Source organism: Nocardiopsis synnemataformans (genome assembly GCF_965343085.1).
GTDB lineage: Bacteria > Actinomycetota > Actinomycetes > Streptosporangiales > Streptosporangiaceae > Nocardiopsis > Nocardiopsis alborubida.
This window is the reverse complement of sequence record NZ_CBDRFA010000126.1, coordinates 1-12,016: the sequence shown is the minus strand read 5'-3', so window position 1 is coordinate 12,016 and position 12,016 is coordinate 1. Positions and strand designations below refer to the sequence as shown.

10 protein-coding genes and 1 pseudogene are annotated in these 12,016 nt (G+C 65.5%); 6 read left to right on the top strand and 5 right to left on the bottom strand.

Annotated features, from left to right (window positions below):
• The 4 genes from ACSIH6_RS38210 to ACSIH6_RS38195 form a co-directional block, all read right to left on the bottom strand.
• Positions 1 to 1,044, bottom strand: a 1,044-nt coding sequence (locus ACSIH6_RS38210) for an IS630 family transposase (protein WP_435113567.1), incomplete at its 3' end; no start/stop codon positions are given.
• 576 nt (positions 1,045 to 1,620) lie between these two features.
• Positions 1,621 to 2,145, bottom strand: coding sequence for a hypothetical protein (locus tag ACSIH6_RS38205; protein WP_435113565.1), 525 nt, complete (start codon positions 2,143 to 2,145; stop codon positions 1,621 to 1,623).
• A gap of 208 nt (positions 2,146 to 2,353) precedes the next feature.
• Positions 2,354 to 3,103, bottom strand: coding sequence for a hypothetical protein (locus ACSIH6_RS38200; protein ID WP_435113563.1), 750 nt, complete (start codon positions 3,101 to 3,103; stop codon positions 2,354 to 2,356).
• A 728-nt stretch (positions 3,104 to 3,831) separates the two neighbouring features.
• On the bottom strand, positions 3,832 to 4,791 hold the full coding sequence (locus ACSIH6_RS38195) for an IS481 family transposase (protein WP_435113561.1): 960 nt from the start codon (positions 4,789 to 4,791) through the stop codon (positions 3,832 to 3,834).
• 141 nt (positions 4,792 to 4,932) lie between these two features.
• On the opposite strand from ACSIH6_RS38195, the gene ACSIH6_RS38190 reads away from it, so the two are divergent.
• From ACSIH6_RS38190 to ACSIH6_RS38180, 3 genes are all read left to right on the top strand, one after another.
• On the top strand, positions 4,933 to 5,274 hold the full coding sequence (locus ACSIH6_RS38190; protein ID WP_435113559.1) for a hypothetical protein: 342 nt from the start codon (positions 4,933 to 4,935) through the stop codon (positions 5,272 to 5,274).
• A gap of 226 nt (positions 5,275 to 5,500) precedes the next feature.
• On the top strand, positions 5,501 to 6,694 hold the full coding sequence (locus ACSIH6_RS38185; protein WP_435113557.1) for an AAA family ATPase: 1,194 nt from the start codon (positions 5,501 to 5,503) through the stop codon (positions 6,692 to 6,694).
• A complete protein-coding gene (locus ACSIH6_RS38180; protein WP_435113555.1) occupies positions 6,694 to 7,251 on the top strand; it encodes a DUF4276 family protein in 558 nt (185 codons plus the stop codon). Before ACSIH6_RS38185 ends, ACSIH6_RS38180 begins: the two co-directional genes overlap by 1 nt.
• A 220-nt stretch (positions 7,252 to 7,471) precedes the next feature.
• Here the strand turns inward: ACSIH6_RS38180 and ACSIH6_RS38175 are convergent.
• A pseudogene (locus tag ACSIH6_RS38175) lies at positions 7,472 to 8,640 on the bottom strand (IS110 family transposase).
• Between ACSIH6_RS38175 and ACSIH6_RS38170 the strand changes: the two are divergent.
• The 3 genes from ACSIH6_RS38170 to ACSIH6_RS38160 all read left to right on the top strand — a co-directional run bounded on the left by ACSIH6_RS38170 (position 8,609) and on the right by ACSIH6_RS38160 (position 11,889).
• Positions 8,609 to 8,749 (top strand): hypothetical protein, encoded by a 141-nt coding sequence (locus ACSIH6_RS38170; protein ID WP_435113569.1) that lies wholly within the window; start codon positions 8,609 to 8,611, stop codon positions 8,747 to 8,749. The pseudogene ACSIH6_RS38175 and the gene ACSIH6_RS38170 sit on opposite strands and share 32 nt — an antisense overlap.
• 340 nt (positions 8,750 to 9,089) lie before the next feature.
• Positions 9,090 to 9,380, top strand: coding sequence for a hypothetical protein (locus ACSIH6_RS38165; RefSeq protein WP_435113553.1), 291 nt, complete (start codon positions 9,090 to 9,092; stop codon positions 9,378 to 9,380).
• A gap of 1,546 nt (positions 9,381 to 10,926) precedes the next feature.
• The gene (locus ACSIH6_RS38160) at positions 10,927 to 11,889 is read left to right on the top strand and encodes a ParA family protein (RefSeq protein WP_435113551.1); all 963 of its coding nucleotides are present in this window, start codon (positions 10,927 to 10,929) and stop codon (positions 11,887 to 11,889) included.
• Positions 11,890 to 12,016: the final 127 nt, after the last annotated feature.

Below are 12,016 nucleotides of genomic sequence, written 5' to 3'. Positions count from 1 at the left end.
CCCCCCCCCCACGTCCGGGTCGCGGGCGTTGGCGTTGCGCCACCGCAGATAGGCGTGCAGCGCCCGTGTTTGCACCGTGTGGTTGGGGTGGTGGGAGTTGGCGAGGGTGAACTGGCGCAGCGGCCCGAAGTGCGCCTCGATCGGGTTGGCCCAGGAGGCGTAGGTAGGGGTGAAGCACAACTCGACCTTGTTGCGCTGGGCCCAGGCCCGGATCTTGGGGCCCTTGTGCGCGGACAGGTTGTCCATGATCACGTAGACCGGAGCGCCGTCCGGGCGGGCGGCTCGGATCGATTTGAGCGCTGTGAGCGTGTTCGCGCCGCCTTTGCGCTGGTGGTTGATGCCCCACAGGGTGTCATCGCCCACCGAGTAGCAGCCGTGAAAGTAGGTGATGCCATGGGTGCGCCGGTAGGTGGCCGGGAGCCGCTCCGGGCTGCAGGCCCGGGCCCAGCCCGAGCCTGCGGTGGGGCGGATGCCCAGGGGGCCGAATTCGTCGAAGGCGAAGACCCGGTCGGCGAAGTGTTCCATGACGTGCTCGATGCGGTCGAGTTTGGTATCGCGGTCGGGGTCGGGCGAGTCCTTCCAGGTCGTGGTGCGTTGGAAGGTGATGCCGTGCTGGTGCAGCAGAGCGCGCAGGGTCTCGCGACCGATGCGCAGGCCGGATCCGCCTTTGTGGGCCAGGTACGCGGCGAGTTTGCGCAGCGACCAGCGGGTGAAGGGCTGGCCGAGCTTGGTCGGGCGGGTCGTGGCCGTCTTCAGGACGAGGTTTTGCTCGTCTGGGTTGAGCATGCGGGGACGGCCTCCCGCCCACTTAGGGTCCAGGCAGTTCAGTCCCTGGTCGTTGAAGGCGTGTATGACCTCGCGGACGGTTTTCTCATCAGCGGCGACCAGGCGGGCGATGACGGGGACGGTGTTGCCGCTGGAAGAGGCCAGGATGATCATCGCCCGCCGGTAGCGCACGGTGTTGGTGCTGCCCCGGCGGACGATGCGTTGGAGTTTTTGGCCCTCAGGGTCGGTGAGTCTGCGGGCTTTGAGGGGTGCGGACACCGCGGCTCCCAGGGTCGACTGCTGTCGTGGTCAACCCTGGCACCGATCACTGACCCGGGTGAACCTTTCCGGCCACAGCACTAGCAGGGTCTGGTTCAGCCACGGTAGAGCCTCTTCTAGTAGCGGTAGGTGAGGGTCCCTTATGTGGGTCTGCTGGTACGTCTTCTCATGCAGGTGCTCGTTCCGGGAGAGCGCCTACTCCATGGTTCGTCGGTGCCGTCGGCGTCGAACGGTGATGGCCGCTACTGTGCGCCGTGGCGGCGGCTGCAGTCCAGTCGTAAGCGGCTCCTTCTATGCGGTCAGCCTGTTGAGGCTCTTCCTCGCCGTAGGGACTGTCTGACGGCCGACTCCCGAACACAACTGCGGCCATGTGTGTGAAGGCGGAAGTGCTCGGTTCCCCACTGCGCTTCCTATCCTCAACGTGGCCGGCGCGGACTCGGGCAGAGAGCTAGATACAACTTGGTGATGAGGGGCGCAGAGCGTTTTCTGGGGCGGATGGCCTGCGGCTCCGCGACCAGCGAGGTGTAGGACTGCGGCAGGGGAGCCCATGGTCGTCATGGTCCTCGAGCTCGGTGGTTAGTAACTGCTCCACCCCTCATCGGCGAGAATGTCGGGTGTGGGTAGAGCCTGGGATTCCTCGTCCGTAGCGCCATCCTCGATGGTGAGCACCGCGTAGGCGGGCACACCGTAAGTGGAGGCCACAGTCAAGATGTCGGTGCGGGCGAACGTCGCGAGCTCACCGATCATGGTTGGGTGGGGAGCTAGGACGGCAGGCAGACGCTCGCGGAGGCGGACGGTCAGCGGGGTATCGGCGATGTTCGTGCCGAGTTCGTGTGCGTTCTGTCCGGGAAGCTCGGGGTCTTCCAGCGTCACCACCCACTCGGCCGGGTACTTGTCCAGGAGGTCCTGGCTGGCGGAGGCGTCACCGATGAGTACGACCAACACGGGGTTTGCAGCCAGGTTCTCGGCCGTGGGCGCGAGGGTGTAAGAGGCCGCTGTGTGCTTGGCGGCTTCGGATTCCTCCTTGATGGAGTCGTGGTTGTCCTCAGCCGTGGGGTGGACGACTAGGTGGTCCTGGTGAGCGGCACCTTCAGTAGTCATGAGAGGTTCCTTATCGTTGGTGGGGGTCGCAACCAAAGTGGACAGCGCCCCTTGGGGGCGAGTTAGTTGTGGTGCCATCGAGCTAACTCCTTGTCTCGACGATACCGAGTAGGGAGGACGCTGCTGCGTGTGGTAGTTGTCAGCGCGTAGGTCGGGGCTAGGGCGAGACAAACGTGCTGGTAAGGGATCGGAGTACACACTTTGCTGGCTACCGATCTCGGTAGGACAGAGCCTCACGGGCACGTGAAAGTGCATCAGCGGCCACCGAGGACCGAGCTGCCTCCTGATCGAGCTCGGCTAGGGCCAGGGACAGGTAAGCGGCCATCGAGGGCATCTGGTCTGGTCGCAGGACGTCCTCTTCCAGAAGAAGGCCCAGGTCATGCAGCCAGTCCTGTGCGTCCTCGGTCAAAACGAGGTCTTGGCGGACCTCAAGCAATGCTTGAGCTGCTGCTCGCACCCGCGGATGGTGGCGTTGAGCCTGTTCTACCTTCGCCAGATTTCGGCGTGTTTGGGCCTCCTGCTCGGCGAAGAGCTGGCGTCCGTGCCGAGGGGTGCGCGGCAGGTTGTGCTGGGCAGCGCGAAGCCGGTCCCTGCGATTGCTGACGGCTGCTGGCGTTGCAAGTCTCAGTACCTCGGCCAGGTCGGCCAGAGCTAGAAGGTGTTCACCGCGTCGCGCCCCAGGCGGGCGAGCATGGTCCAAGGCACCGAGCTGCTCGGCGTCAATCAGGTTGTAGAGCAGCCGCACTACTTTCAGGCGGAGCCTGACTTGCTCACCGCGCGCCGGACTCGACTGAGAGGGCGGCAGGGCGTTGTGGCGGGTACGGGTGTACTGGAGCACTCCGATGGCATCCTCGCCGGGCCACAGCTCCAGGTGGGGGTCACCAGCACGTTCGTGCAGGTGGTAAAGGCTTCCAAGCAGGTCGGACAGCCGCTCGGTGGGTGCGGGTGAAGTAGTCATGAGGGCCATCCTGCCGGACTTTTACAAATTGTAAAAGTCTAACAGAGGCTCAATATGGATGTGCCACAACTGCACGGGCGATGCTGGTTCCGGCGTACTGGCCGCCCTGGATTCGTGCCAGGTCCAGGCGCACCTGGCCTTGGCCGCCTAACTGCTCACCCGGCCGGGCAGCGGCCTGGGCCGTGCCCTCGAGGAGGAGAAGGATACGCAGCGGGTGGACCGGCGCATCCGCGTCCAGGCTTGCCGGGAGCTGGTCGGCGAGAGGCGTCCCGAGGGCGGGGAGCACTACGCCGGCATGTGTGAGCCCGAGCCGGACAGGTGCCCGCGCTGGCGGACGAGCCCGGCCAGCGGCTCGCGCTGTGCCGCTCTGGCCCGGCGGTTGGCACCGCTCCTGCGCGTTCCCGCTGCGGCGACGGCGCGCCCATACCGCCGCCCCGCGCGCACCCGCCCAGCCCGAGATGGCCACACCGTTTCTCTCATCGTGGCAGCCCCGCACCCTCCAAGCCCGCCGAGCCCACCGCGCCTGGGCAAACTGTGCGTGTGCTGGTTTCCATGCCTCCGCAGGCACCCGCCGCCGATCCTGGCCCCGCCCTCGCCCCGTCCGCGGTCACCCCCAACCGTCCGTCCCTGAGGTCGAGACAGCCACGCGCACGACGATCCTGTTCATGGTCTGCGCCTCCGCCAGCGGCTAGACCACGACCGCCCGCGCCCTGGCCCAGGCCTTAGGCCTAGGTGTACTGACCTGAGAGGTTGGTGACGCGGGAGGCGGGAGGGCCGCCGATCGCGGTGTGGAACCGGTGGTGATTGTAGTGATGCAACCACCCCGCGAACGCCTCCCGCTTTTGTGTCTCGCTGGTGTAGGGGCGGGCGTAGGCCCACTCCTCGACCAGGATCCGGTTGAAGCGCTCCACCTTGCCGTTGGTCTGGGGACGGTAGGGGCGGGTGCGCTTGTGCTTGATGCCCTGGTCGGCCAGCAGGTCCCGCCAGGCGTGGGACTTGTAGCAGGACCCGTTGTCGGTCAGCACCCGCTCCACCGTGATGCCCACCGACGCGAAGTAGGCGTGCGCGCGTTCCCAAAAGCCCACCGCGGTCTGTTTCCTCTCGTCGGCAAGGATCTCTGAGTAGGCCAGCCGGGAGTGGTCGTCCACGGCGTTGTGCAGGTAGGCGTATCCGGTGTTGGAGCGGTGCTTGCGTCCCAGAGGGCGTCCCAGCACCTTGTGGCCGCCGCCGTGGGGGATGTTGCCGAGTTTCTTGATGTCCACGTGCACCAGTTCCCCGGGGCGGGAGCGCTCGTAGCGGCGCACCGCCCGGCCGGTGGCCCGATCCAGGTGGGATAGGCGGGGCATGCGGTAGCGGGTCAGGATCCGGTGCACGGTGGAGGGGTGCATGCCCAGGTGGCCGCCGATGCGGGCCGGGCCCCATCGGCGGGTGCAGCGGAGTTTGATCACGCGGCGTTCGCGGCGGGTGGGGGTGCGCCGTGGTGAGTGGTGTGGGCGGCTGGAGGCGTCGACCATCCCGGCCTGGCCCAGGGTGCGGTAGCGGTCGGCCCAGCGGCGGGCGGTGGTGTGGGAGACCTGGAAGCGTTCAGCGGCTCGCCGCAGGGGCCACTGGTCGTCGATGACGCATCGGGCCAGCGCGAGGCGTCCGGCGGGGGTGAGGCGGGCGTTGGCGTGTGTAGTGTGGGGCATCGAGGGCCTTCCGGTCCGGTGGTAGATGTCGCAATCCACACCGTTACCGGAGGCCCTCTTCGTTTGTGTCAGGTGGGGTGGGTGTTACCAACCTCAGTGGTCAGTACACCTAGGGCCCTGCACGAGAGGTACCGCGGCGCGGTGGCGGTGGTGGTGGACTTCATCACCGAAGCTGTCGGACGCGCCACCCTGACCTCTGTGCCCACCAGCGACGACGCCCCCGCAGAGCTGGTACACCTGATCCTGACCCTGCCCGCCGACATACCCCTGTACGGCAGAGTGTGCCGTAATCGCGTTCGAGCATTGACCAGCGGATGTCGCGTTCGAAGTCGCCTAGGCAACGCGAACCGGCAGGCGTCTGCGATCAATCCGCTAGCCGCCACTCGCTACTGCGACCGACGCAGTGCCTCCCGGGCCGAGCCCGACCCCGTCGATGCCTTGGTGCTGGCCAACATCTTGCGCACCAATACTGCCGCGCACTGACCCTCCCTGCCCCAGCGAGCAGATCCGCGCCCTAACGGTGGCGGTCCGCGCTCAGTAGGACACGGTCCGGGCCCTCCACCAGCTGATCGACCAGGTCCGCTTCCTGCTGAGCGACTACTATCCCCAGCAGATTGTGCTGTGCTAGCTGGATGCGGTCGACGAGCTCATCGAGGCGGCGGAGGTGAGTTTGGCCGTTGATTGCCAGGATGTTGAAAGACTGAACCCCATGCAGGCCAATCAGTTCTCGCTCACCCGTGTGCACCTGAAGCACTACAGAAGCATCGCCGAAGCCGATGTCAGGCTGGGCCAACTGCTCTTCCTGGTGGGCCCCAACGGCTCCGGTAAGAGCAACTTCCTCGACGCTCTCAGGCTGGTCTCCGAAGCCCTCCAGACCTCGCTCGACCAGGCACTGCGCAGCCGGGGCGGCGTGGCCGAGGTACGGCGGCGCTCGACCGGGCATCCGACCCACTTCGCGATCGACCTGGAGTTCCGAGGCCCTACCTACTCGGGCACGTACGCCTTCGAGGTCGCCGCGGCCGAAGGAGGCGCCTTCAAGGTCTCCCGGGAGGAGTGCCACGTGTACTCCACGGGGGAAGCGGAATCCTGGAAGGGCTTCTTCAAGGTCAGGAACGGCGAGTTGGAGAAGGCTTCCGAGCCCGTCATGCCCCCGGTCAACGACCAGCGCCTCTACCTGGTCTCGGCCGCCGGGATCGACATCTTCGAGCGGGTGTACGCGGGCCTCTCGGGCATCAGCGTCTTCAGCCTGAACCCGGACGCCATGCGTGAGCCGCAGACCCGCGACTCCGGTGAGTTCCTGCGCCGGGACGGGTCCAACGTCGCCAGTGTGCTGCACCGCCTGCAACGCAGTTCCCAGGGCGCGAGCGACAAGGAACGTGTCGAGGACTACCTGCGGATGATCGTTCCCGGTATGCACGGGGTCTCGCGGGCGGACCTCGGCAACTGGGAAACGCTGGAGTTCACCCAGGATGTACCGGGGGCCGAGAATCCGTGGCGGTTTCCGGCTCAGTCGGTCTCGGACGGCACCCTGCGCGCCCTGGGCGTCCTCGTCTGCCTGTTCTCCGACACCGGGGACACCCTCAGCACGGTCGGTATCGAGGAACCGGAGAGCGCCCTGCACCCGGCTGCGGCCGGGGTGTTGCTGGACGCGCTCCGGGACGCGAGCACTCGTCGTCAGGTGGTCGTCACCAGTCACAGCCCCGACCTGCTGGACCGGGATGACTTCGAACCCTCCGAGCTGTACGCGGTCCGCTCTGCGTCCGGGGAGACCAACATAGGTCCCCTCGACGATGCCGGTACTCACGCGATGCGGGAGCACCTCTACACCCCCGGTGAGCTGCTCAGAACGGACCAGCTTCTCCCCGCGCCCGTCCAGGAGCGCTTGTCATGGGAAGAGGAGTGATGTCTCCCGTCACCATCGCCCCGATCGTGGAGGGGCACGGCGAGCACAGGGCGGTACGGGACCTGCTCACCCGGGTCGCGACCGAGTACGCGGACACGTGGATCGACGTCGCGCAGCCCTTCCGCCTGGACTCGGCGAAAATGCGCAAATCAGATGAGCTGACCAGGGCGGTGTTGCTCCAGTCCAGGCGCGTTCCCGACCGGGGCGGCGTCCTCGTGCTCAGGGATGGTGACGACAAGGACATCACCTGCCCTGTCGAACTAGCGCGCTCGATCGCTCTCGATTCCGCGCTCGCCCGATGCCCGGTCGAGGTGGTGATCGCCTGCCCGGAGTACGAGGCGTGGTTCCTGGTCGCCGCCGAGTCTCTCCGCGGTCATTCCGCGATGGGTGACTGGGTGACGAAGCCAAGATTCATAAGTGCCTGGGCGATCCGCTCACCCGCGGCCAGAGCGACGCCTCCGTCGCGCGCTTCAAGGCCACATTCGACCGGCGCGGTTAAGGGAGATGAGTGGTCGAAGTGCGGGCCACCGGCGAGTTCGATGGCTTCGCTGGCCTGAACGATGCGGAGGAGGACATGCCGTTCGCCGGGACGAGAACGGCTGACAGCACGCCCGCCCGGTTGACGACTTCGATGACTCCACCGTGCCAGAGGGACCGCTGTGCTCGAACGTGCTGTACCGCATCGCTCGTGATACCGGAAGCTGACGCTCCCGGTCGGCTGTGGCGCGCCCCACCCGATCACGGGCCGACTGAAAGACATCTCAGGTGACCAACTTGTCAAACCGCGACCGCGAGAGAGGAGGTGAACGCACGTTGCTCGTCGAAGACCTGACCGGTCTGCAAGCAGTGGAACCGCTGCCCCAGCATCCCAGGTGCCGCTGGGCCTGGGCGTGTCAGTCACCGCGATCCCGGTGTCTGCGGTAGTGGGCGTAGGCACCCGGGGAGCTGGTCAGCCAGGCGAACGCCCAGTGGCACCCCGCGTTGGTCAGCCGGTCGTTCTTGATGAACCGCCTGCCCACGAACCGTTACCGCCCCGAGGCACGGGTGATGGGGGCGGACCCGGCGTAGGCCTTCAGGCTGCGTGCGTCGGCGAAACACGCGCGGTCATCTCCGATCTCGGCGAGCACCCGGGCGCCGGTCAGCACCCTCAGGCCGAGGAAGCTGAGTAGGGTTTCATCGTCCGGGTGCGCGCGAAAAGGCTCCTCCACTGGTGCGGCGAGTTCGTCAGCCGTCTTGCAACCCGCGTTGAGCTGACGCAGCAGGGCCAGGAGCTGAGTGCCGATGGCGTCCTCGATCGGCTGGGGCTGGCGTGCCCATGGCTACGGAAGAGGTCGCGCAGGCCCTGGGCTTTCTCCTTGGCGCCGCGGCTGCGGTCAGCGCGTTTGAGTGTCGCTCTGAGCTGGGTCAGCGTCAACCGCGCGGCTCTGCTCGGGGTGGGTGTGGCGGTCAGGACCGTTCCGGCCTCGGCTCGGACCAGGCCATGCTGCTTGGACTGGAACGCCTGCGTGGCTGCCGGGTCGTAGTCGCGCAGCAGCGAGCGGATCTGGTTAACCAGCTACTGGCGGGCCCAGACCGCGTCTTGCTGGGCGCGGGCACCACCACTAGGGGGCGGACCTGCTCTGTCGGCAGGCAGCGGCCGGTGTGCCGCGGCGTCGCTGCGCACGATGTTGGCCAGGACCAGAGCGTCGCCGGGATCGGACTTGGCGCGGGAGAGGCTGTGCCGGTCGCGGTAGCGTGCGGTGGCCAGCGGGTTGGTCGCGTACACCTGCCAGGTGCCGGTGCGTAGAGCAGCGACCAGAAGGCCCGCGGCCCGTCTCGATCGTCACCGGGACTGGGGCGGCCGGGGTGTCGCCGTGCTCGGCGAGTACTTCCAGTAGTTGCCGGTATCCCTCGGCGTCGTTGCTGATGCGGAGCTTGACCAACCGGTTGCCGGTCTCGTCGACCAGGGCGACGTCGTGGTGGGCCTCGGCCCAGTCGATCCCGCAGAACACCGCCATCTACTTCTCCCGCGTTCGTGTGCTGGTGGTGGCCTGTGTGGTCCGCGCGGCGCTCTAATTCCAAGGCTCGAAGGCCTGCCATCTCAGTAGCCGTTTGCGGTACCAGCGCACCGCAGTGGCCCGGTCTTACACAGAGCGCTGGGGCCCGGGTTCAAGGAGTGGGGGTTGCCCTGCGGTTGGTTCGCACCACGAGGGCCAACACTCATGGGGCTGGTGGGATTTCGCAGCGGCAAGGCACCGGGCCCCACCGATCTCTCAGAAGGCCTCGTCGGGCCAGGAGATGACAGGGGCTGGCACCGTGCCCACGTGGCCGCTACGCAACTGATCCATCTTTGGCCAGTCCAGCAGCCTCTCAGCAGGGGGTAGCCGGAACCGCTTACGAACGAATTAGGAGACTGATGAGAAGCACAGGTGCTCGTAGGGGAAAGGTGGACCGCCTGTGGGCGGAGCACATACAAGCGGAGTTGCCCACCGGGCTGCGCGTCAGGGAACTGGCCGGTGTCCACATGATCCTGCTGGACGCGGACGTCGCCGGATGCGTGACGACCTGGCAGAGCAACCGGGGCGTTCTCGACGACAAACGGCACCGGGCCCTGCTCCGCTGCATCACGGACCTCGACAAGGTCCTGCCGCTGCTCACCGACGCCCAGGAGGCCCGGTACTACGGAAGGCTGGGGGCCTCGCCGTGACGGTGCTGGAGCGCGACCCGTAAGGCGGAACAGGGGGCGCCGTCTGTACCCGGCGCGTAGACGGACGAAGCCGGCCACGCTCTGTCGAACCGTCTCGGCACACTGCGGCGCGGTCAGCGTTCGACGCGCTTCGTTCTCGTGGGCTCTGTCTCGGTTCCGGCCTATTTAGGAGCCACTCCCACCGCGCCCCGGCGCGGGGCTAGGGCTTTGCTGCGCAGCGTCTTGGGAAACCCACAGCCATGCTCGCCTTGCGGGGGTCGGTTACGTCAATCGCCTGCCTGCGGGTGATGTCGAACGATAAATACATGCCGACAACGATCAGCACTAGGGGCAGGGCTAGTCCTGCCGCAGTGGTCTACGGGTAGGGCACGGTGAACTGCGCATTGTCCGCAGCCATGAACAACAAGCAGTACGCCATCGCGGTCGCAACTCAGGGAGGCGGACATCCGTCCCGTTAGACATCGGATAGAGCTCACAGTCGGGCCTGGGGTGTCGGCTGCCACAGTTGAGCACGGATGAACCCTGGAAGTCCCCTTCAGCGGGCTGTGATGAGCTAGAGCCTTACGGCGTTAAGCGGCGTTGAGGTGACTCTGGTGCCTAGTTGAGGAGCGGACCTCTTTCGGGGAGCATCTGGAAGTCGCAGAAGCCGCTGATCACCGACAAGTCGTGGTTGCTCGTCGCCAGAGCGCACCCGAACCGTAGGCAAGGCCCGTAGTGGTCAGGGTCAAGTGCTTTAGGAGTTGGCCGTGCACGATGCCTCATCTCCTCCAGCTCCTCCGGTCTTTTGGTGGGTCGCTGGATAGAAGGCACAGACAATACACCGAAAGCGAGAAGCTCTAACACGGGTTCTTCTCAGGGGCCATGGTGACTGCTTGGCCTTATGTGCTTGGTTTAGGTGGGGTGGTTACAGGAAGGCAAACACAGTCTTCCACCTACGCCCTTCCTCGGCGGGTCAGTAGACGGCGTGCGATGTCGCTCGTCAGTTCGTGTGGGAAGGCGTCAGGTCCACTGGTGGCCAAGGGCTGATAGCAAAGTTCTGGGGAGCCAGGTTCGGCGCTAGGCCTTGGGTTGGCAGGGTGGTATGAGGCAAGGGATCTGCAGTGAACCCACAACTGTGCTGTGGGCTGCTTCTTGAGGGGGGAGTCAGGGCAGTTCACTGTCCGTGGGGCCGGTTGCTGGGGCGCTCGATGCTGAGCTGTGCTGTGAGCTAGCTGGAGCTCATGGCCTGTGAGCTTCATGGGCTTCAGGTTTAGGTATCTGCTTGGAGTTGGATCGGAAGCTTGGCCCGCTGGCGCGGCTAGGGGCTGGCCGCATGACTGCCTGAATGACTGGTTGAATGACTGGTCGTCAAGGCGGTAGGTGGGCCTCTGACCAGGGTGTATGGTCCAGGGGTGGTCGTGATCGGAGGAAAAACTCTGACGCAAACCCGAGCTGAAACTAGGGGCTTGTTTCCCGTTGCGGGCACGTCGCAGGTGAGTCCGGCGCCACCTAGGGGTACGATCGTTCCGCATGTCGCCCAACAGACGGGAAGCCCCCAATGCCCCTAGTGACAGTTGAAGTACCAGATCTGAGCACCGTGAACCGCATCCTTGGTGAGTGGCTTGAGCGCCGCGACGAGGAGCTCGAAGCCGGTGAGTTCGCCGTCAAGGTCATCACCACCATCAACGGCAAGGGCGGAGTCGGCAAGACATCGTTCGCTGTTGCCTGGGCCACTCACTTGGCCGCGATCGGGCAGAAAGTTCTCTACATCGAGCTGGATCCTCAAGGCAATGCCTGTGAGGACCTGGGCATCAACAAGACCCCTCTGGACGATGAAGGTCAAGCTCAGGTTGATGCAGTCCTGAACCAGAAGCCCTTCCAGCCCACCGGTGAGGCACGCCCCGGCCTCTTTGTAGTGCCAGGCGGCAAGAAGCTCAGTGCTCTGGTGACCGAGCTGCACTTCCTCAAGCGTCTTGCTGACGCTGGCGAAGACCTGCCATGGCAGTACCTTTACGTGTGCGCTTTGGAACAATGCGAGGAGGATTACGACGCTATCGTCCTTGATGTTGCACCGGGTGACGAAACCCTGCAGATGAACGCTCTGTACGGGTCAGACGGACTCATCGTGCCGACCCGCTCTGACCCCAGTTCCCGCAAGGGATTGCGCATTGTGGCAGAGCGTTTGGGAGAGGTGCAGGAGCGCAACGAGGTTGTCAGTCTCTTGGGGGTCGTCCTCTTCGCCACCAACACCTCAGCCACCAAGGTACAAGAACAGCTCAAAAAGGACTTGGCGCGGGACCTAGGCACCGCAAGCCACAAGGTCGTCGATCATGCCGTGCGCTACGTCGAATCTGCTGCAGTGATGGCGCGCCGACTCGGCAAGAGTCCAGCGGAGCTGGTATTGGACCCGCCTAAGGGCGTAGCGCTTGGAACAATGAAGGAGCTTGCTGCCGACTACGCAGCTGTGAATACCCAGCTGGCTATGCGAGTCACGCGAGCTAACCGTGAGCTGAATGATCCTGAGGACTAGTCACTAGAAAGCTTATTCTTATGGCTGAGATCACCGATGACCCACTTGCCCAGGCGAACGACGCCATGGCTGCAGCATTCGGTAGCCCCCGGCGGCGCAGAAAGAAGAAAAAGTCTAACGAAGAAGG

Coding starts and splice junctions, on each gene's coding strand:
- ACSIH6_RS38205 (WP_435113565.1), bottom strand. CDS start 2,145: ATGACTACTGAAGGTGCCGCTCACCAGGACCACCTAGTCGTCCACCCC.
- ACSIH6_RS38180 (WP_435113555.1), top strand. CDS start 6,694: ATGTCTCCCGTCACCATCGCCCCGATCGTGGAGGGGCACGGCGAGCAC.
- ACSIH6_RS38195 (WP_435113561.1), bottom strand. CDS start 4,791: ATGCCCCACACTACACACGCCAACGCCCGCCTCACCCCCGCCGGACGC.
- ACSIH6_RS38165 (WP_435113553.1), top strand. CDS start 9,090: ATGAGAAGCACAGGTGCTCGTAGGGGAAAGGTGGACCGCCTGTGGGCG.
- ACSIH6_RS38185 (WP_435113557.1), top strand. CDS start 5,501: ATGCAGGCCAATCAGTTCTCGCTCACCCGTGTGCACCTGAAGCACTAC.
- ACSIH6_RS38200 (WP_435113563.1), bottom strand. CDS start 3,103: ATGACTACTTCACCCGCACCCACCGAGCGGCTGTCCGACCTGCTTGGA.